This is a genomic window from Pedobacter sp. MC2016-05 (assembly GCF_026239735.1).
Taxonomy (GTDB): Bacteria; Bacteroidota; Bacteroidia; order Sphingobacteriales; family Sphingobacteriaceae; genus Pedobacter.
Window position 1 is genome coordinate 49955 of record NZ_JAPIVT010000023.1, and the last position, 22566, is coordinate 72520.

10 protein-coding genes are annotated in these 22566 nt (G+C 40.2%); all 10 read right to left on the reverse strand.

The features are described from left to right. Positions 1-41: 41 nt before the first annotated feature. The 10 genes from OQZ33_RS21255 to OQZ33_RS21300 all read right to left on the reverse strand — a co-directional run bounded on the left by OQZ33_RS21255 (position 42) and on the right by OQZ33_RS21300 (position 22343). Entirely contained in the window at positions 42-4112 is a 4071-nt protein-coding gene (locus OQZ33_RS21255) for a hybrid sensor histidine kinase/response regulator transcription factor (protein ID WP_265801450.1), read from the reverse strand. Positions 4113-4332: 220 nt separating this feature from the next. Then, positions 4333-6318 carry a glycoside hydrolase family 97 protein gene (locus OQZ33_RS21260; RefSeq protein WP_265801451.1) on the reverse strand — a complete coding sequence of 662 codons (1986 nt, stop codon included), beginning with the start codon at positions 6316-6318 and terminating at the stop codon, positions 4333-4335. A 59-nt stretch (positions 6319-6377) separates the two neighbouring features. Next, complete coding sequence (locus OQZ33_RS21265; RefSeq protein WP_265801452.1) at positions 6378-8864, reverse strand: sugar-binding domain-containing protein; 2487 nt, start codon at positions 8862-8864, stop codon at positions 6378-6380. A 15-nt stretch (positions 8865-8879) separates the two neighbouring features. Further along, on the reverse strand, positions 8880-10802 hold the full coding sequence (locus OQZ33_RS21270) for a family 43 glycosylhydrolase (protein WP_265801454.1): 1923 nt from the start codon (positions 10800-10802) through the stop codon (positions 8880-8882). Positions 10803-10863: 61 nt separating this feature from the next. Further along, positions 10864-11544 carry a DUF3823 domain-containing protein gene (locus OQZ33_RS21275; RefSeq protein WP_265801455.1) on the reverse strand — a complete coding sequence of 227 codons (681 nt, stop codon included), beginning with the start codon at positions 11542-11544 and terminating at the stop codon, positions 10864-10866. Positions 11545-11552: 8 nt separating this feature from the next. Continuing rightward, positions 11553-13382, reverse strand: coding sequence for a RagB/SusD family nutrient uptake outer membrane protein (locus tag OQZ33_RS21280; protein WP_265801457.1), 1830 nt, complete (start codon positions 13380-13382; stop codon positions 11553-11555). Positions 13383-13394: 12 nt separating this feature from the next. Further along, positions 13395-16529 (reverse strand): SusC/RagA family TonB-linked outer membrane protein, encoded by a 3135-nt coding sequence (locus tag OQZ33_RS21285; RefSeq protein WP_265801458.1) that lies wholly within the window; start codon positions 16527-16529, stop codon positions 13395-13397. A 672-nt stretch (positions 16530-17201) separates the two neighbouring features. Next, the gene (locus OQZ33_RS21290; RefSeq protein WP_265801459.1) at positions 17202-18278 is read right to left on the reverse strand and encodes a phytase; all 1077 of its coding nucleotides are present in this window, start codon (positions 18276-18278) and stop codon (positions 17202-17204) included. A gap of 1 nt (position 18279) precedes the next feature. After that, positions 18280-19542: a right-handed parallel beta-helix repeat-containing protein gene (locus tag OQZ33_RS21295; RefSeq protein ID WP_265801461.1), complete on the reverse strand. Its 1263-nt coding sequence runs from the start codon at positions 19540-19542 to the stop codon at positions 18280-18282. Positions 19543-19565: 23 nt separating this feature from the next. After that, complete coding sequence (locus OQZ33_RS21300; protein WP_265801463.1) at positions 19566-22343, reverse strand: TonB-dependent receptor; 2778 nt, start codon at positions 22341-22343, stop codon at positions 19566-19568. Positions 22344-22566 lie beyond the last annotated feature (223 nt).

Here is a 22566-nt window from a genome sequence, read left to right on the forward strand (position 1 = left end):
TAAGATAATATTTGATTGGCGTCTTCGATATTATTCCTTGTTTACACTTTATTTTTTTGATACTCGGAAGGAAGCTGACCGAACTCCTCTTTGAAACACTGCCTGAAATAAATGGAACTGTTTATTCCCACCATGAACGATACTTCGTTGATGTTGTATTTCCCCGAATCAAGCAATTGGGCAGCCTTTTGCATTCTCACTTTTCTTACCAGCTGATTAATATTTTTTCCTGTTAACGCTTTCAATTTCCGGTATAAAGTAGATTGGCTCATATTCATATTTTCGGCCAATGTAGCAGCGTCCAAAACTTCCTGGTGCATTAATTTTTCTACTAAATTTGCAAACTCCTTAACAAAATCATTTTCACGCCAGGGGTCGGCTTCCACTTCAGCAGCTATAACTTCTGTAGTTTTTATTTGATTAGATAACTGAGACAGCACTTCTTCATATAAACTTTTCCGTTTGGAAAGCAAATTATCTATCCTTCCATAAAGCAATTGTGTGCTAATCGGTTTGGTGAGATAAGAATCCAAACCCAGCTCGTAGCCACGGTGTTTATCCGTTTCAGAACTTTTCGCAGTGAGTAAAATCGTTGGAATATGGCTGGTTTCGCGTTCCAGTTTCAAAGCCTGGAGCATGGCAAACCCGTCCATTTCAGGCATCATTAAATCGCTCACAATGATATCCGGAACATGGCTTTTTGCAAGTTGAAAGCCTTGCTTACCATTCTCTGCAGTAATCACATTGTATTTTGATGCTAACAAAGTAGATAAATAAGCCCGCAAATCAACATCGTCTTCTACCAGCAAAACCATTGGCAACGATTCTACCTGTGGTTTCTTTTGTTCATCAAGCACTGCATCGTGTTCGGATAGATAAGGAATTTGGGGCGATACCGGATTAGCCAATAACCTGACACAGAATTCGCTTCCCCAATCCAATTCACTTTTTACACTCACCTGCCCGTGATGGATGGCGGCCAATTGTTTCACCAGTGATAAGCCGACACCAGCGCCATCGCCTGTATTTTGAGGAACCTGATAAAACTTTTCAAATATTTTTTCCAGATGTGCTGACGCTATTCCACTACCTGTATCTTTCACTTTTATAACTGCCCAGTTTCCCTGGCTATTTTGCTCATAAGCTAAAGAAACCATTACGCTGCCAGCTTTTGTGTGTTTGCAAGCGTTTGATAAGAGATTGTCGACAATGAGTTGTACAATTTCTCGATCGAAAATGGTTTCAAAATCTTCAGTGTTGGCCGTTAAACTGATGTTGATATTTTTGCTTTGACTAGCCTCAACATATTTTTGAACAATGTCTTCTAAAAGTTGCCTTAAAAATCCAGGCTGCAAAGCAAGTGGTTTATGCTGAGATTCAACTTTTCTAAATTCCAACAGTTGATTAACCATCGAAAAAAGCCTGGTGGCACTTTTTTGAACAATTGAAAGCCGTTCCCGGTGTTTAGGCGACAGTTGGTTTTCATGCAAAAGATCTTCCAGCGGACCTAAAATCAATGTTAGCGGTGTACGTAGTTCATGCGTAACATTGGTGTAGAAATTCATCCTTTCGGTATGCAAATTTCCTTCTTGTTCCAGTTGCTGCTTTTTTAAACTGAGTTGCGCTTCTGCATTTATTCGTTTAATGTAAAAGAAAAAGAATGCGATTACGGTGGCCAAAACCACAACGATATAAAATGCAATGGCCAATATGCTTAGGTAAAAAGGCGGCTTGATCGTGATGTGGAGGCTTTCATAATCTTCAGACCACTGCTCATTTTTTTGTCTGGTTCTAATTTTAAGTTCGTAACTGCCGTAGGGAATACTGCGGAAATCTATATTTTTTTCATCACCGAGAGAAATCCATTTGTTATCAAAGCCCTGCAACTTATAACTGAATTCCAGAAGATCATTCATGGCATAATCCATCACAGCCAATTCTATGCGGAAGCTGTTTTCGCCGTGCTTCAGATGAATTCTTTTTTCAGCATCTGGAAATTTTTCAGTTTGTGCCCTGCGTTCATCCGTGTTGAAAACCATCAGTCGGCTGATGTTAATTGGTGATGAAGGAAGTTTTAACGGGATGTTTACCGGATCAAAATAACAAGCGCCACTCGGCATTCCGAAAAAGAGTCGTCCGTTTTTATCTTTGGATACGCTGTTGTTGATGAAGCCGCCGAGTGGCAATCCAAAGGCCTGATCGTAACTTAAAAGCCTTTTTTGAGCCGGAAGGTAACGGATTAACCCCAATTTCGTTGCACACCAAATATTTCCTTTCGGGCTTTCCGTGATGGAATTGATCGTTAGCCAGGCATCTCCGAGATGAAGTGGAAGAGTTTCAATTTTCCCCAGTTGATTACCCGATGATTGATAAGACAAACCTTCATTTGTCGCAATCCAAATCGTATTTTCCGAATCGCGATACACATGGTTAATGGTATTACTGACCAGTCCTTCCGCTTTGCTGACGCGTTTGATTAGTTTCCAGTTTCGATCGTAAATATAAATCCCCTGACCGTAAGTGCCCACCCACATATTACCAAGATGGTCTTCTACCAAAGTTCGTGGAGAAAAATCGCCCATCATCGGCGTGGTGATGGTGATTTTCCGCAGCGTGTCTATTTCCTGAGCGAGAATAAATAGGCCTTCCTGTGCGGCAAAACAGATATTTTTTCGGCTATCCTGCATAATTGCCCTAACTTCCGACATGCGTTTTCCGCCATCAATTTTCTTCCAGCTATTGCTAGCTGGTTGATAACAGGAAACGCCTCCCTTTTGTAAACCAAACCATTTATTGCCGCTTTCATCTTCAAAACCCGACAAAAGGAAATCATCTCCCAGCAAGCTGTTATTGGCATTGATATGATCAACACGGCCATTATTGTCTATCTGTAGAATACCTTCACCGGTAGTAGCCAGCAAGGTTTTGTTTTGCTGATCGTTAATGACGGCCGTAACGGTAGCCGTTTTATTTCTTTCGCTCGAAGATTCTTGCTGTGGAAGAATAGAAAAAAACGGTTTTAAGTGAGAGGAAAAGGCCAAACCACCACTATAAATGGCTAACCAAACATTCCCAAACTGATCCTGATCGATGTTCTGGACGGAGGTATTGCTTCCATGGGTAAGCGCCAATGGCAGCGACACGCTGTAAGAAATTTCGTCATTATTAATATTGAAATTGGGCGTTAAAGCAAATAACTGAGAAGACTCTGCCCCCACCCAAATTTGATGTTGTACCTCTTTGATGGAAAAGATAAACGGTTCATTACGTTTAATCGACTTACTCCTGAGTTTAACTTGATTCAGTTTTTTTGAAACCGGGTTATAAACAGCGAGCCCTTTTCTCGTGCCAATCCAGATGTTATTTTTGCTATCACAAAAGAGCGATTTCACTTCATTATCTGGCAGAATTCCACCCGTAGTTTTTACATCCAGCAGTTGAAGTTCTTTGGTTGCCGGATTTAATATCGAAACCCCTTTATTTACATGGCCAATATACAAAAGACCGTTTTTATCTTCAGCAAGCGACCATACACTATTCTCTGGCATTGCCAGAACACTCTTCTGGTTAAAATGGAGGAACTTTTTTGAAGCCGTATTAAATTGTTGAACCCCCTGGTGAAATGTAGCCAACCAAAGTTTTCCATTTTTACTTTTAATGATATCAGTAATGTCGTTCGTCGAAATTGAACCTTCATCCTTGGGGTGATGTACGAAATAGGAAAAGGTGTTCGTTTTTAAATCCAGTACGTTTAAACCATCAGATCGGGTGCCGATATAAAGCTTTTGGTTATCGTACAAAAGCGTATTTATTTCACTGCTATTTACTGATTTACCATCCGGCTTTTCCGCTTTGTAAAAGTGTTTAAACGAATTGCTCGAGAAACGATTCAATCCTAATTCAGTTGCTACCCAAATAAACCCGTCGTGATCATGAACGACATCTAAAACCTGCTGATTTGATAATCCATCTTGTAAAGAAAGGTATTTCGTTTTTCCTTCCTGAGCAAACGAGAGAGCGGACAAGTGTAATAGCAACACCAAAATAAGACCACTTAAAAAGCCACAATCTTTCAGTCTGTTAATAAAACTTTTGTGGATTTTCTTATTCATAGCATTTGTGTTGAGACTATCTTGCTTCCATGCGAAAAACTGGAAAAATAGTATCAGCGATATATTTGGTCTTTTCAAATATAGCAATAACCGTTAAAATAACATTTATAAATGGACTGATTTTAGTCTTTTAATTTAAGGAATTATTTTCGGCCTATTCCCTTATTTTATTTTAGCAAATACCCAACTATCATTTCAAATTCATGCAGCCAGCAATTACTTATTTCATGTAAATTACTGTTCCACCATTTGGCGCCAAATCGAATTCAAACATCGTATTCTGATCAAACTTTTTAGTATCTAATTTAGCGTCCTTTCCAATACCATCGCTGATAATTATTGCATTTTGACCAGCTAGCATTGGAAATGTCACTTTCACTTTTTTTGCAGTATTTTCTCCGTTAATAGCGGCGATATACCATTTCACACCTTTCCGTCTGGCCAGAATGCAAAACTTGCCCGGGTAACCGTCAATCAGTTTTGTTTCATCCCAAACGGTTGGAACAACTTTTAAAAAATCGAACAGGAAAGATGGCTTTTCTTTTAGATTTTCTGGTGTAATTCCCCAATGCTGTATTGCAGAAAAGAACAAGACGCCAGTCGCAATTTCAAAGGCATCGGTCGTTTTGCGTATGGTACCCTTTTTAGGGTCTCGGTTTAACCTATCATTTAAGAAAACAGGACCGAAATCCATAGATGCAACCGCATTCCGGGTAAACGGGTAGATGGTTGCCGTTTGTGCATAACGGTCGGCAAAACTTTGTTCAAAAACTAAATTTTCTGATGCCATCACCGATTCACTGGTAGCAAATGCGGGATACATGCGTTCCCATCCCCTCGGTAAGGTTGTGCCATGGAAGTTAACGCTTAACCCAAATTTCGCGGCATCCATTAAAATATCGTGGTAAAGCTTCATCGTCACCTGCTTATCGCCACCAAAGAAATCCACTTTCATGCCTTTAACACCTATCTTTTGCAACCAGGCCATTTCATTTTGTCTGGATTCAGCAGTGTTCATTAAATTTTTTGGTGTTTGTGGTGCACTATTCCAACTGCCGTTAGAGTTATACCAAAGCAGTACGCCTACATTTTTCTTACTGGCATACTTTACCAGTTCAGCCATTTTATCCCTACCAATTTGGGTATCCCACAAAGCATCTATTAGAATGTATTCGCAATTTAAAGTAGCCGCAAGGTCGATAAATGTCACCTGATCGTCGTAGTTGCAGCTGGCATCCTGCCAAACAATCCAGCTCCAGGTTGCTCTGCCAGGGTTAAAGATTTTTGTTTGTGCCGACAATGGTTTAACCACATCCGTAGCTGCTGTAGATTCAACAATCGCACTCAAATTTGTACCAAGGGTAATTGTTTTCCAGGAGGTTTGAAAAGGCAATTTGGCCGTAACTGTGTTTGCACCAACACCTTTATTTTCGCCTGACTGAGGAAATGAAACTTTGTAAAGTCCATCCTTCGAATCGCTTAAACGAGTTCCGACATAATTTTGATCCACTCCGGTTTCAGAAATCATCATCCAGCCTAAGTTGCCCAGATGGAAAAGCGCCGGATAAGTGTAACCTAATCCGTATTTAGATTTGGTGTTAATCGGCTCTTCAATGGTGTAAGCTTCTTCGTAAGAGGGTTTGGTATTTTCCCAACCGCTTCCAGCTGGTGCCTGCGGACTGATAAAAGCTGTACTTCCATTTGGTAAATGAAAACCTGTGGCTTCTAATTCAATTGTTGCATCCGTTCCGCCATTTTTCCTTTTCGGAAGATGATAGCTGAAAGCCACGTCTCGGTTAGTGATTCTAAAAATAATCTGAATAGCATCGTCTTTCGAATTTACCAGCCAACAACTTAATTCATTTGCGTTATAATTTACATTGCTTACTTTGGAATGTGATAAATTGTAGCGCTCTTTAATTGGCTTCACCTGATGACTTTTGAGTTTTAAACCCCGGGTAAAATCTCCCACAGAAGTGATTAATCCGAGCGGAGATTTACCCATAAAAACTTTATTGTTGTAGGTAATTTGATAGGTAGGTTTTCCTTCTTTTATCTCCAACTCAAGGCTGAGTTTCTGATCGGGGCTTCGCTGAACAATTTTATTCTGCGCATGAATACATGTTAGTCCCAATAAAAAATTTAACATCAATAACGCAAAAAACCTAAGATTGAAGATGTACACTTTACTTTTATATAAATTCATTTAAAATTTTGATTTTTGGCGGTTTATATCTGATCATCTACAATTAAATTATAGTTATTCTAAAATACTTTAACTTTAACGTCGGCTTTATTAAGCCATGGAGAACTAAACCTCACCAATACCTCATCATCAGCTTTTGCAGTCACTTGTACATAAATAACCATTTTACCATGAAAAACCCGTTGGCGGTTGTCGGTATAGTCACCCATATCGCTATTGTTTCCAGATTCCATGCCTAATAACCTTGCATTGCCCACAATTTGACAGGTAATTTCATTATCAGACAGTTCTACGCCGACGCCGTTTTCATCAACAATTTGAATTTCTATTTGCGCAATGCCTTTATTTCCTTTGACCTTCATTTCTGAACCTTGCAGGATTTTGATAGCGTATGGGTTTTTGCTTGTTTGTAATTCGTGACGGGTGATTTCTTTATCATTCTCATCAAGCCCTACCGCTTCTAAACGACCAGCTGTATAAGGTATATCCCAATAAATGATACCATATTTATCATCGTATGGCTTGGTTTCTCCAATCTGTTTGCCGTTGAGTTCTAGTTTTGCTTTTTTAGCATTGGTATAACAAACCACCCGAATTTGCTGCCCTTCCTGGTAGTTCCAGATTGGCCAGGCATCCATTGATGGTGTAATATCTTTTTTCGCTCCCTGGCCAGACTCCAAAAGCGACCAGGCATCTTGAGCATTTCCACCATCTTTAAGCGGATAAGTACCCAGGTAAGCCATTGGCTTGTTAGACCAAAGCGCCTGGCGGAAATATCCGCGTGGCTTAACGAAACCGGCAAAATCAACTAAACCCGAATAAAAACCACGGGCAGGCCAGCGGCCAGATTCGCCAAGGTAATCAATACCTGTCCATAAAAACTGACCGAAAATATGTTCATTATCACGTACGGCTTTCCAGGCTTCAAAATCATGACGGTTTTCGCTACCAAAAAGAACACGTTTTGTATAGCGTTGGTGATCGGTTTGGTAACGGCTTTCGGTATAATTGTAACCTGCAATATCAAGCGCTCCAGGATATTCGGTTTCGTTAGACATTGCTACACCAGCCAAACCTGCCGTAACCGGACGATATGGATCGTATTTTTTAACCACCGCAACAAGCTTTTTAGCGATATCACCCAGATGCATCGCATTAGGGGCGTCTTTTTTGTAGCCTCCAAAAATAGGCTGTGTAAATCCACCTTCTTTTGCACCAGCCAAAATTGGATGAGAATATGGATCGTTCGGATAATCAACCTCGTTACCGATGCTCCAGGCGAAGATAGAAAGGTGATTACGATCGCGTTTTACCATATCTGCTAAATCTCTTTCGCCCCATTCTTTAAAATAATCAAAAGAACCCTGGAAACCTGGAGTACCGACATTCCAACCCTGCAACCATTTTCTCTTGGCGAATTCCCACTCATCAAAAGCTTCGTTCAAAACCAGAATACCTAGCTCATCACATAATGCGTAAAGCGATGAAGCCTGCGGATTGTGACTGGTACGAATGGCGTTTACACCGAGACCTTTTAAAGTTTGCAACCTGCGTCGCCAAACTTCGGGGTAAACTTCTGAACCTAAAACACCTGAATCGTGATGCAGACAAACACCTTTTACCTTAAGTGCCTTACCATTTAGCGTCATGCCATGATCAGGAGTAAAACGAATATCTCTAAAGCCAGTGATAGTACTGGTTTGGTCTACTGTTTTACCATCCTGAACTACAGTAGTTCGAAGGGTGTACAGGTTTGGCTCATCAATACTCCATAATTTTGGCTGATTAACTTTCAAATCAACCGACAGTTCTAGGTTGGATTGTCCCGTTAAATTTCCCTTTGCTTCTTTTTTAGCCACCACTGCACCATTCTGGTTAAGCAACTCATTAATCACGGTAACTTGGGCCGCTGTTGGCATTTCGTTGTTCAACGTGGTTTGCACTTTTAAATTTCCGTTAGCGCCTTGCACCGTGGCGAAGGCATAGACGCCCCATTGCTCCAAATGAACCGGATTCGCCTTTACCAACCATACATCGCGATAAATTCCAGAGCCGGTGTACCAGCGAGAGTCGGCATCTTGTGTATGATCTACTTTAACCTGAATTATATTTTCCTGGCCGAATTTTAAAAACGGCGTTATTTCGTATGCGAATGAAATATAGCCGTTAGGACGTTTACCAACTGATTGTCCGTTGATAAAAACTTCGCTTCGATTATAAACCCCTTCAAAATAGATGAAAAACTTTTCCCCCTGATCTTCTTTGGCAATGGTAACTTGTTTCTGATACCAGCCCAAGCCTCCCGGGAGATAACCGGTAGCACTGGCCAACGTTGGGCTTAATGGTTGTTTAATGCTCCAATCGTGAGGCAGCTGTACATTTTTCCAGGATTTGCCATTGTCTTGCAAGGCTGCTTTGTCATCAATGTTTCCAAGATGAAACCGCCAGTTATCATTTATTTTTTCGGCTTTTCCGAAACCTGGCTGGGCAAAAGTATTCAGGCTCAACAGGATTGCAGCCAGAAAAAACATGGTATATTTTCTCATTTGTATCATTCTTAATTATAGTGTAGGCTTCACTGGTATAATATTTCCTTCTCCATCAAAATACATCTGATCGATGCAAACTTCGCGGTTAAAACCTGCTGCATCACCCATTGTGATCCCATTTGGATAATTAAATCGATGGTAAACGATATACCATTCATCTTTCCCGGGCACATGGAGCACCGAGTTATGGCCCGTACCGTAAATGCCCTTTGATGGATCTTTTTGTAAAATTAGATTGTTTTCTTTGATCTCGATAGGTCCAAGTGGAGACTTAGATGTTCCGTAACGAACACGGTAATTTTCACTTCGCGTATCATCTTCCGACCACATAAAATAGTATGTTCCTTTTCTAAAAAACACATAACAACCTTCCCTAAAAGTCTTATCAGTGTTTAAGGTTTTAATGCTGTTGGGCTTCAACGAAATCATGTCATCGTTAAGTTCTGCTACAGCCAGGTAGCCATTTCCCCAGTACAAATAACTTTGTTTTGTTTTTGGATCGGTAAATACCGCGGGATCGATCTCCTGACCACGTTTAATGCCATCCGGCTTGAAGTTTACCAATGGTTTTCCAGAATCATTAAACGGCCCTGCAGGGTGATCGGCAACGGCAACACCAATTTTTTGCGCAGCGGTAAAGTAATAGTAATATTTATATTTTCCTTTTACTTTTTTCTCGGCTATTGTTGGTGCCCAGGCATTTCGGTCTGCCCAACTCACATCTTTCTTCAAATCTAAAATAACGCCTTCATCTGTCCAGGTTTTTAAATCAGGAGAAGAAAAAGTTTTGAAATAAGAACCGCCCCATCCATCAAAACCATCGCTGGTTGGATAGATGTAATACTTTTTTGTCTGGTTAGAATAAATTACATCTGGATCAGCATAGAAACCATCTAATACCGGATTTTTACGGAAAGCCAATTCCATTCCTTTAGGTGTTCCCCAACGGGCAGTAACATTGAGCATTTCCTGACGTGAAAGTGGAATAATGGTACCATGTCTTGGATGGAAATCCATCGTTACTTCATGATCGATTACTTTAAACTTATCCAAATCTAAACTTTCGCAAAACTGATATTTCCCTTTTCCATAAACATCATACATCAAAATATATTTATCAGAATTGTTTAGTTTAAAAACGCCCGAACCTTCCACAGCATCTCTGGTTTGCTGTTTGTATCCATCCTGCTCAATCCATTTCCCGCTCGTTAACGAATCGGTGATGGCCAATTTTATCCCGTTTCCATTCCCTTCAGTTTTGTAAAAGAGATAAAATAACCCATTTTTATTGGTGATGTCTCCATCGATACAAGACTTACCATTTTTCGGCGTGAAGAGTACTTTTGGTTCTGAAGTGAAGCCATTAAAATCATCATTTGCATAGGCATAGTAAATGATATCAGGTCCTTGATCATGTTTCATAGACCAGTAAACCATATATTTTTCTTTTGCTGGATCGTAAATGGTTTGTGGAGCCCAAACCCGTTTTAAATTTTCCTGTCCTTTATAAAGTTGCTGAATATTAACAATGGAATGTTTCCAGTTCACCAAATCAGTTGATTTGAGCATCACCATTGCCCGGTTAGAATCCCAACCTTTTGAAGAAGTCATATCGGTAAGCACCATATAAAAGGTTTTACCATCTACGCCGCGAAGAATATGAGGATCTCGGATTCCACCAGTAGAACTGATTTTATCAGACGCTAGTACCGGTTGATTATTGTTTAAAGCTTTATAGTTATATCCATCGGTACTGATGGCATAACAAAGTGCTTCATCATTTACGGCGTTGCCTTTAAAATACACAAACAAATAACCTGCATAATCTTTATCGGCAGGCCCTGCCTTGTACTGTTGACTAAAAAGATTGAATGGTGAAAAAAGCTGCAGCAACGCAATAAGGAAGATTCGGAATTGTAGTTTGTGGGATATCATCAATTTTTCAATAGAAAGAGCTGAAAATACAAGGAGGAGTATTTCCAGCTCTTAATTTAATTTATTTTAAGCTAATTTTTTGTACCGGCGAATAAATATATTCTCCAGCCGAGGTAGATTTAACCCCTACTCTGGCATAAACAAAGTCGAGATTTTTTAAATTATCAGGCAAAGCGCCTGAAGAAATTTGCAATTGCTGCCCTAGAACTACATTGCCTAAACTGGCATCTACCCTTACTTCCCGTTGTACCTGATCGGTTAAAATCGACTTGCCAAGATATAAGCGTACAAATTCGAGGTTAGCAGTAGACACCACTTTATTTACGACCAACTTGGCTATAATGCTCGTTCCAGATTTCTCGAAAGATTCTCCTGTTATGGTGAAATATGGTGTTACCGGAACATCAAGATTCATATTAGCAGTCAGGTTAACGCGAATAGTATCTGTTGCCTGTTGCACCCATGGCGCATCTGCCCGGCGTACCAACTTGTATTGCCCTGCAAAAAGTTTGGCAGAAAAGCTTCCATCCTGTTGCATGTAAACCGTAATGGGAGAACGCAGCGGAAAGCCATCTTGCCAAAGCTCAAGCTGTGGTCCATTATTTCTTACACTTAGTGCACTGCCTTGATAAACTACACGACCAGATAAGGTAAGCTCTGGTGCATCGAAATTATCGTATCCACAGCCGGCCAGAAACAGGCTGGCAGCTGCAGTAAGTATGATTAAAAATTTTAGTTTCATAATTTGTGTTATTGGAAAGGGTTTCTAACAATTTTTGGATTGTTGTTTAAAACATCTTGCGCAATTGATGAGTAATAATTGGTCATTCGGAAAAACCTTGCCCTTCTGAAACGTGTTGGCCTCACTCTCGCGTAGATGTATTTGCCATTATCTGGATGCCCAGGACGTATAACCCGGTAAGAATACAAGCCCATAACCACTGCATTTGGATCAGTTTCTGAGCCATCCCAAACCAGGTGGGCAATACGCCATCTTTTCAAATCAAAATAACGGTGATCTTCAAAAGCAAGCTCTACACGGCGTTCGTTACGGATGATGTTATTGGTTAATGCGCTAAGGCTATTTGCTGGAAAACCAGCTCTTGCCCTGATGGAGTTTACATATCCTAGGGCTTCTGGTCTGCCTAATTCAAAAGCAGCTTCTGCAGCGTTCAAGTAAATTTCGCCCAGGCGAAACCATGGCCACCAATTTGCCGCAGATGTACCTCTGGTACTTGCAGCTGGCGCATCGCTAACCATTTTGCGAATATAAAATCCTGTATTACTTACATCAACAGCATCATCTTTCGGCCCGTCAAACCCTGTCCAGGTTTGGCCATCGGTATAATTTTTACCCAGCTCGGCCGAAGTAGATAGTTGATAGGAAGTGTTATTCCAAACAGCAACACCTGCCTGTAACCTTACCGGACTGCTTTTAAATGTAGTACCCGGGTAAATTACTGTTCCAAATAAACGGGCATCTTTTCCAGCAAAAATTTCCATCGGGTTACTGTAAGCGATATAGTTTCCACTCGCATCTTTATCACGCAAGGTTCCTCTGGTTCCGTCTAGATAATCAAAACTTTCTACCAAACTCAGAGAAGGCGATATTGCAGATGAAGCCTCATTATCCTCCGTCATGCTTTTCACAATATTATCGTAGGTAAAACGATGCACTTTTAAACCAACGGCAAAGTCTTTAGCAAAAATTACCTCACTACCGGTTTTTTTATTCAGCATGTCATAAAAATTGCCGCCCTTATCTGGGTTTTCATTAAATAAAGCAAAAGGACCGCTCATGATCTCTTTCGAGGCAGTTAACGATTTATTGTAATAATCTGTAGCCATAGCAGCTGGAATTCCAACTTCGCCACCAGGAGTACTAATTGGCGCAGCCATTAAGCTATTGTACTTTGCAATCGACGCCGCATATAACATCGCTCTGCTTTCAAGTGCCAACGCAGTATATTTGTTTGCCCGAGTTTTGATCCCATTATTCGTGGCCAGATCATTTTTAATCGCTTCCATTTCGCTGTAAATGAAATCGTAAACTTCATGTTCTTTAGCTCTTGGTGTTTGTAAAGGCGTCGGGTCACCACTAAAATCGTAAATCAGCTGTCTGGTAACCAAAGGCACTCCACCCATCCGCTTCACCATCTCGAAATAAACAAAAGCCCGCATAAACCGCATTTCTGCTTTGAAAAGGTTTTTCTGCTCAGGAGTAAGTTTGATACTGAACTGCTCGATACTTTCAAGCGAAAGGTTCAAATCCCGAATTAACCCATAATCCCAGTAGCGGCCATAATCGCTTCCGTACTGAAAATCATTTTTCCCATTCTGATCTCGTGTGCCAGACCACATAGCATCGTCAATTTCGGTCATGCCACCAGTGTTAAATACTCCATGTAATGATGGTAGACGATCGTAATAATTGGCTAATTGCGAAGTAACGAGTTTAGGGTCGTTCCACAATTGTTCATCGGTGATGGTTGTTTTAGATTCGCGTTGAAACCATTCATCGTGTTTGCAGCTACTAAGCCATAAGCAGGAAACCACAATACCTATATATAATTTTTTCATCTTTTTGCTTTGTTAAAAGGTTACATTAAAACCAGCCATAAATACTCTTTGCTGAGGATAAACTACCGCTGCTGCTGCTTCAATTTCCGGATCAATCTGGTAATCTTTCACATTATCGAAAGAGATTAGGTTTGAGCCATTTACATAAACGCGGATTTTTTGCGCTTTAATTTTCTGCGAAATTGTTTGAGGCAGTGTGTAAGCCAATTCTAAATTCCGCACCCGTAAATACCGTACATTAGTTAACCAGAAATCGCTATTTCTACCATTCGGACCACTATTTCCGTTACGTATTGCAGGATAGTATCCCGGAATCCATTTACTGTTTCTGTCGTAAGGATCTTCGCGGTGCCATCTATCTTCTAATAAATAGGCAGGTGAGTTACCTCCACCATGGAAAGCGTTTCTTAATTCATAATCCTGGTTCCACGACTGCATGCTGCCCCCAGCAAAATCAACATTCAAATCAATTCCTTTGTAGTTTAAGCCGATTCTTCCACCAAAGGTGATCATTGGTGCCCATCCTGTTGGATAACCAATCGGACGTTCATCCATATCGTTGATTATTCCATCACCGTTAACATCTTTGTAAATAAGATCGCCCGGTAATTGGTTTCTATTGTTATTACCATCATTATTAACCGGATAGTTGCGAATTTCTTCTTCTGATTGGAAACGACCAATTACCTGGTAGCCCCACCATACACCACCCCAACGATCTTCAGCAGAGTTTCTATATTCATTTAACGAGTTACTAAAACGTGGTTTGTACGATTCAAGGTTTTTGAACCGCGAGAAAGTAACATTACCACTCACAACATAATTTAAATCGCCAACTTTACTGCTGTAGGTAATGATACCCTCTGCACCGTAGTAGCCATTTTTACCTAAATTTTCGTTTGGCAACTCATAACCTACTTCACTTGGCAATAAAACATCATATTTTTTTCCAGGAAATCCGGTACGGATAATTTTAAACGCATCAGCAGTTATGGTTAACTTGTTATCGAACATCCCTACATCGATACCGATATTATAGTTGGTGTTCTTAACCCATGATAAATTTCTTATTGGAAGCGATTTTGGGCGGATACCTGGATAAAAAGTACCATTCAAAATAGCGCTTCCCGAACCGAAGTTGTAACCAGACAAATAATCAAGCATTCCAACACCCTCTTCTAAACCTGTCTGACCAACAGATGCTCTCAATTTTAAATCGTTAACTACATTTTTTATTGATTTGAAAAACGGCTCATCAGAAATTCTCCATCCTAAACTGGCGCCAGGAAAAAGACCCCATTCTTTACCTTCATAGTACAAATAAGATCCATCATAACGACCCAAAACCTCAACAAGGTACTTGCCTTTGTAGTTGTAATTGAAACGACCAATGAAACCTGCTCTCGCCTCGTATGACCATCCATCCGCAATGCTGTTTAATTCTGCAACCTGATTAACCAAAGGAATGTAGTTGTTGGTTGGATTTGAACCAATCGCATTGTAAGTTCTGTCCCAGTCAGAACGTTCGTAACCCGCCATTACCGAGAAATTATGATCTCCAATTTGTTTGGTATAATCTAACTGAAATTGGGCGAAACGTGATACTGCAACGCGGTCAGTTTTATATCTCCAACCAGAGTTGGTTCCATTACTTCGAACATAGTTGTTGTTTTCGTAGCGATATACATCATAAGTATACTGAAAGCCATCAAACTTATTGTTGGTATAATTGTAGGATACCGTTCCTTTAGCAGATAAACCAAACTTAGTTTTGTAAGATGTAGTTAAATTCACGTTTCCACTTAAGTACTTATTGTCTTTATAACCTGCAATATCTCTACTGAAAATGGCCGGGTTATAGGCGAATTCATTTGTTTGATTAGGATAAAGTGGGTTATCGTTTGCATACGGACCAACAGTTGGTCTGTTTTTGAAGATCGCAAGTATTGATGAAAAGTATCCATCGCCGCCAGGCAAACCAACATCTTGGGTATTTTCTTGTCTGCCAGAAATTTGTGCTCCAACAGTTAGACCTTCTAAAATGGTCGCCTCCATGTTGGCTTGCAGATTGGTACGTTTGTAGTTAAAATCTTTAATTACGGCATCCTGCGTTAAGTGACCAACAGAAAGAAAATAATTTGATTTTTTGGCTCCGCCAGAAACGTTTGCATTGATGTAGCGTTGAGGGATATTTTTACGAAGTACAATGTCTTCATAATTATAACCTTGATAACCTGGTAAGGTTCCGGCTTGCCATTTCGCCAACTCTTCACGTGTATATACTTGCGTAGGGTTGCCGTTCGGATCATTCTGAGCCGCCTCAACTAATCCTCGTGTATATTGCGCTGCGTTGGCCATGGTAGGAAAACGCGTTAGGTTTTGCCAGCCTTGGTAGCCGTTAATGTTAATTTTGGCTACTTCATCTCTCGAGCCTTTTTTTGTAGTGATTAAAACTACACCTTTTGCTGCACGAAAGCCATAAACAGCTGCTGCAGCATCTTTTAAAATAGAAATACTTTCAATATCTTCCAGGTTTAAAGCGTTAAAAATATCGGCACCAGATGCATTCTGGGTACCAACCCAATCCGTACCACCTTCACCGCCATAAGCTACCCCATCAATTACATACAATGGGTTACCCATATTCCGTATTTCGATACTTGCGCCTCTGCCCGGACGAGCATCTTTTGCCCGGACCGATACACCTTGTACTTTTCCGGCAAGCGCACCAGCAGCAGTGGTAGAAGAAGTACGCACAATATCTTCAGCTTTAATATTACTTACCGCACCTGTAATGTTCCGTTTAGATTGTTTACCGTAACCCACTACAACAACCTCATCCAAACCCTGATCATCGCTTTGCAAAACAATATTTAATTGCATTTTGTCGGTTAGCGTGATGCGTTGATTTTTGTACCCGATGTATGTTACCAGTAAGGTACCTTTGGTTGCCGTAAGCTGGAACCGGCCATCGGCATCTGTAGTTGTGATTTCTCTCGGAACAGAACCTTCTACCAAAATAGTTACTCCCGGAAGAGGCTCATTTTGTTCGGTTAGTACTTGTCCGGAAATCTTACGTTGTGCAAATGAATATGTGGGAATACCCCATAACATTACGCAGAAAAAGAAAATTTTCAGGATTCTCATATTATATTTGGTTTAAAGTATAAGCGTTTCGAATAGCGATTATTCGTCCGATTACAGTTGATGACATTCGAATTCGTTTCGAGAAACGATCAAATTAATTTCTTTCGTTTTGATAATCCCTTGGGAAATATCAACTCAAAAAAGGTGAGTTAGCCTCGTAAGTTGTGGAGGGTAGCTGCTCATCAATGAAAGGATTTATAATTGGTTTTCGAAATCAAACTTAACTGATTTAATCAGGCACGGACATACACATATCCGTCAATTAACATTTAATTTTTCGTCAAAAGGAGTCAAAATGCGCCGTATAGGCTGTTTTAGCAATATTTATAAATAAAGTTTGCTTTAGATTCTCGGATTAGTTTTTATAGTGAAGCAAATGTGATAAAAGGGTTTTATCACATTTGATGACAGATCGATTTCTGGAGTTTACTTACGTATTGACCTGTCGTTAATACATTTTTGGTTACAAGATCAGTTAATTGTATAGCTGCGTAATATTCCTTTGCGAAGCATCCTCTCAAACCAAAGCTCGTTTACAAAAAAAAGGCAGGTTATTTTTGTAGATAACCTGCCTTGTTCTTAATAGAAACGGTACTTTAAAAATTCTATCGCCTTATCTTTTTCACTTTCTGAAATTCGATGATCCCAATATAAGATAGTGAATAAGAGTATTTATGGATTTACATCCAATTTTTTTCCTGCAAGGTCTTCCCATCGGTAAAAATGGAAGGTTTTATCATCGCTCATTGCCACCAAAAGCCCATGTTTAAAATCGGCATTCAATGGTACTGAAACTATATCAATTCCATCAGTTTGATTTGCAGCATATTTAATGGTGGCTATTAGCGGATGTTTATTCACAGCGCCAGCCTGACCGGTCCTGTCGTACACTTTTAATTGTCTGACACCTTGATCTGAAACTAAAATATAGCCATTGTTCCCTTTGGTTTTATAAATCGCAATCCCTTCATTGTCCACAGCAAAATCGCCCTGTCCAAATAGGGAAAGCTCCTGATTTCCTTTGGCTGGATCAGCATAATACTTACGCACACCAAACTGCTCATCGCAATAATAAATATATCCAAGTTCGTTATCTACCGCAATGGCCTCAATTTCTTTCTTACCACTGTACTTTCCAAACTTTCTTACCAAGCTTGCTTTTACTATTCCTTTACCATTATCTGATAACAAATACTGCCACAAATAACCGCCCTCTTTTGGCCCTGATTTGCGGCCAACAACAGCATAAATTTTCCCGTCAGCGCTAGTATACATTGCAATACCCATTAAATCCCTGAACTCAGCCTGGGTTTCTCCTTCGAAAACAGGTATTCCTCCACCATCAACCGGTTTCATATCTGGAAGACTGTAAATTCTCAGCTTATGTGTATAACGCTCTGTAGTTATCGCGATATCAGTTTTTTTCCCACCGAGATCAAGTCCGTAAGCAATATCTACATTATCAGGTCTTTTTAACCCTTTAACAGTTTTTGCAGGGATAATTTTTCCCTTGAGGTCAAAAACGTATAAGCCCCCTTTGGTATCTTTATCTGTTCCAATAACTAACGATTGCGCCGGGTCTTTCGCATTCACCCAGATCGCAGGATCGTCGGTATCAAAATCAACAGGATCGGATATATATAGCGGCTTTACTGCATCCTGATCTACCTGTTGGGCGGTTCCGTTACAAGAAAGGATCAGGCATAAAAGGCCTGCTGTAGCAACATTTATGATATTCGTTTTCTTCATATTAATTTTTAGTTCCATATGCGCCAACAAAGGTAGATGGTGCTGGTGAAATGTAAGTGATACCGTTTTTCATTACGATACCTGCCGCATGATGACGGGTGAAATTGGTAATGCCTTTAGCCAATGCCGGCGAATTACCTTGCAGGTGAAAATCCCATGAGGTATTGAAATCAGCATTGTTCACCGCCGTATTTAGCGGATAGTTTACAAATTTGGGATCATTTTCTCCCGCCACTTTACTAATTACATCATTTTTTCCGCCTATCACATCATTACTCCCAGGCTGAAACTGATTAACCGTTACCTGATCAAAACCATAATACCAGTTATTGCTGTAAGCAGAGCGGGCATCCTCAGGTTTTTTAGGATCTCTTTTTATCCCAAAACGGGTATTGGCAAAAAGGTTATTGTACAAATCAGCACGAACGGTGCTTTCCACCCAAACAGAACCGCCTTTGGCTGTTGGTCTTCTCCAGCCTGTATTTACCAAAGTATTATTGTAAATGATAATATAGGTTTGTGGCGTCTTATCTCCGGTATTCGAAAGTTTCAGTGCATTGGTATTTGTACTATAAACCAGATTATAAGCGATATCGGCTAAACAACCAGATTTGAAATTCATCGCTTCGCCACCGGTAACACCTGTGGTGTAGAATACGTTATTCGCGAAAATGATTTTGCCGCCCTCGATGTAAGTGCAATCTTCCTGAAGATTTCTGAACACCGTATTTTGCACCACTAGCTTTCCTTTTGCATTCGAGAACCATAATGCTGGTAAATTTTCTCCGGCAACTGCCTTGTATAATCCCATTTTTACTGATGTTGATGCATCAGAAGTGGTTGAACCTGCATATTCAATAACGGCGTGATCCAACACCAGCTCCTCGCAGGTTGGGCCTGCCAAAATACCTCCCCATAGTTTACCAAATTTCTTCTGTGCAGTTTTGTAAAATTCATTCACAGTAAACTTAATTGGATTTTCGGCAGTGCCTAAGGCGTACAAATTACCTTTCACTATAATTTCCGGCTTAGCAAGGGTATCCATTAATACCGTTACCCCCTCTTCAATGGTGAGCGATTTGCCTTCCGGGATAACGATATCACCCTTAATTACCTGGGTACTTCCTTTTGCCCATACACCTGAAACTTCTCCAATCGCCGAACCATCTACAACTGTAGTATCCACATCGATATTTGCTTTTTCGCAGCCGGCAAGTGCCAGCAGGGCAAGCATTAGCAATTTAAAAATCTGATTTGATTTCATGTTTTTATTTTTAAAAATTTAGCTTAATTAAACTTGTATCTAAAGCCGATCAGATAATTCTGTCCGTAATAATCACTTCTCACCAAAGTGTTTCCATTCTTTACCAAATTTTCATTGATCTTGTTATTCTCAGGATTGGTTCCTTTGATAAATAGCTTCGTTGGTGTATTTAAGATATTGTTTGCCTTTACGAAAACACTAATGCCGCTTTTAAATCTTTTCTCGGCCGAAGCATCCATCTGAATGAAGCCTTTTTGCCATAAATCATTGTTTAAAAATTGAGAAACCGTGTTAATCCGCGGACCTGTGTAAGCTCCGGCAATCTGCGCATCCCAGCCTTTTTTGGTATCCTTAAATAGTAAAGAAGCATTGGCAATATGTTCAGATTGCCCATATAGTGGACGTTTCTGGTCAACCGAAAGTGCCTGTATATCGCCAGTAGTAGGGTTGATGGTTCTGGTTGTTTTTGGTGTGGTAATGCTTGAATGGGTATAAGTGTAATTTGCCTTTACCCCTATTTTACTGAAGTATTTGATATAATCTACCTCTGCTCCATAGTTTTTAGCGGTTCCAAAATTGCCAGGAGTGTAATAAATGTCCTGTCCACGAACAGCATCTGCCCGGAAGGTATATTCAATCGGGTTTTTTATCCGTTTGTAGAATGCTCCTACAAGTAATTGTTCTGATGCACCCGGAAAAAGTTCGTAACGTAAGTCAAAGTTATCGGCAAGCGCACGTTGTAAATCAGGGTTTCCACGTTCCTGAAATTCCTCGTTTACTACTTTGCCTGGCACAATTTCGTAAAAGCCTGGGCGATTAAGCGCTTTATAATATGAAGCATGCAACTGTGCCTTATCTGTTAAGAAATATTTAGCTGTTAAGCTAGGCAACACATCTGTATAAACCTGTTGCCCTTTTGGAAAAGTCTCGCCGGCAGGGAAAAGCAGATTATAGCCTTGATTAGTGTGTTCTACCCTTGCACCTCCAGTAACTTCTAACTTAGCGGCTGTATACTTAAACATGCCATAACCTGCTGAGATTTTTTCGGTTGCATCATAAGTAAGTGGATTGGCCACAGCACCTGTTGGGTTGCTGACCACTAAATTAAGCTCGGTGTAGTTTTGATAATCAACACCGTAAACCTTACTTGCATCGGCAGCATTTGGGGCCAAAGTGTAATTATTGAAAAAGCTACTTCTCTGTTTGTCCCGGTATAAACCACCAGCCATAACTTCTAATTTGTCAGCACCGATATTAAAACGGTAGCCTAAGTCCAGGTATCCTGCTAAATCCTCGTCGGTATTGCGTTCCCATCTGCGATTTACAGGCGAGGTATTCACCAAACTCAAACGGCGGCTCTGGAAATTTTGCTGTATGCCGTTTAAACTGATACTGGTATTTTCCGGTACATCATTTTTTGCAGACGAATAAACCGCTGACCATTGCACTTTAAATTTCTCATCAAAAAATTTATGGTCGCCGTGAAGTGTACTGTTATAAATTTGTTGCTCGGTTAAACGGCTACGGGTATTGTAAACCAGTTCGGCATTTCCTACAGTTGGATTGTAAACACCATTATAGGTTGTGGTCACTGCATCTCTAAGCTGCTGGTTTTTCAAATTAACGTACACATTGTAAAGACTTAACTGGTGATTTTTGTTGAAAACATAGTCGACTTTTCCATGTAAACCGGTGCGTTGCTGCTGTTCTGAGAATTCTCTGTAGCTTTTATTGGTAATCACTGCAAAGGCGTCGGTCCCGTTTACGGCTGTATTATAAAAAGTGCTGTTGCTTCCGCGGTAGGTATTTTGATAACTTCCAGCCAGTACCACACCCAGCTTATTGTCTAAAAATCTCTGGCTTAACGATAGGCTACCAATTAAATTAGGTGCCGGGTTTTTGTATTTATAATCCAGTGTAGCCTTTGTAAAATCGTTTTGGGTAGCGTTATAATTTTTTCCGTTCAATTCATATGGAGATTTATAATTGATATCTGATGAATTAAAGCTGGCAAATTTTCTGTCGATAAATAGTTGGCTATAGCCAGATGAAACGTTGGCATTCAATTGAAATTTACCAGGTGCGTTTTTCATCACCATGTTAATACCGCCACCAATTGCATCTCCTTCTAGGTTTGGGGTTAAGGTTTTGTAAATCTCCAAACGATCAAGCAAATCTGAAGAAAACAAATCAAGAGGCACATAACGGTATTTATTGTCCGGACTTGGAATCTTCACGCCATTTACCAAAGTGTAGTTATACCGCTTGTCCATCCCGCGAAGGATGGCATACTGCCCATCTCCATTACTGTTCCGTTCAATGGAAACGCCAGAAACCCGTTGCATCACATTCGCCACTGTTAAATCAGGCGAGATCTCAATTGCTCTACCAGAAACAATATTCATGATCTGAGTTGCGTTCTTTTCTAATCTACGGGCGCCCTGATCGGTAGAACTAACTACATTGGATTTGATGGTCACATCGTCAAGGGCTTTTGAATCGCTTTCCATATAGAACTTCAAATGCTCATTATCTTCTTTCTCCACCATAATTGTTTTCGTGATGGTTTGATAGGTGATGTAACTGACGCTAATTTTAGCCGAACCCGTTACCATGCCTTTAAACTCAAATGTTCCATCCAAACCGGTGTTGGTTACTCGTCTCGGGTTTTCAAGCACTACGGTGGCACCAACTATCGCTTCTCCGGTTTGCTTATCATAAACGTGCCCTTTTATTTTAGTTGCCTGAGCGGTGCCGGCACAAATAAGGAGTAAAAACAGAATTCGTAAAAGTTTATTCATTTGTTTGGTCAAGTGTTTTTTATTCTTGACGGAGCAAAGGTGTGTACACACTTCGATACCGAAAAACTTTCGGGGTTACATAAAGGCAACACCGTTAACAAGAGCGTATATAAAAAAGCAACACCATAATACAAATAACTGTTAATCAGATATATAACACTAACCCAAAACGCCGTTATGCTTTTATTACCGTTACATTAACAAATTGTTAAGCAGAAAAAAT

Coding starts and splice junctions, on each gene's coding strand:
- OQZ33_RS21280 (WP_265801457.1), bottom strand. CDS start 13,382: ATGAAAAAATTATATATAGGTATTGTGGTTTCCTGCTTATGGCTTAGT.
- OQZ33_RS21275 (WP_265801455.1), bottom strand. CDS start 11,544: ATGAAACTAAAATTTTTAATCATACTTACTGCAGCTGCCAGCCTGTTT.
- OQZ33_RS21260 (WP_265801451.1), bottom strand. CDS start 6,318: ATGAATTTATATAAAAGTAAAGTGTACATCTTCAATCTTAGGTTTTTT.
- OQZ33_RS21265 (WP_265801452.1), bottom strand. CDS start 8,864: ATGAGAAAATATACCATGTTTTTTCTGGCTGCAATCCTGTTGAGCCTG.
- OQZ33_RS21270 (WP_265801454.1), bottom strand. CDS start 10,802: ATGATATCCCACAAACTACAATTCCGAATCTTCCTTATTGCGTTGCTG.
- OQZ33_RS21295 (WP_265801461.1), bottom strand. CDS start 19,542: ATGAAATCAAATCAGATTTTTAAATTGCTAATGCTTGCCCTGCTGGCA.
- OQZ33_RS21290 (WP_265801459.1), bottom strand. CDS start 18,278: ATGAAGAAAACGAATATCATAAATGTTGCTACAGCAGGCCTTTTATGC.
- OQZ33_RS21255 (WP_265801450.1), bottom strand. CDS start 4,112: ATGAATAAGAAAATCCACAAAAGTTTTATTAACAGACTGAAAGATTGT.
- OQZ33_RS21285 (WP_265801458.1), bottom strand. CDS start 16,529: ATGAGAATCCTGAAAATTTTCTTTTTCTGCGTAATGTTATGGGGTATT.
- OQZ33_RS21300 (WP_265801463.1), bottom strand. CDS start 22,343: ATGAATAAACTTTTACGAATTCTGTTTTTACTCCTTATTTGTGCCGGC.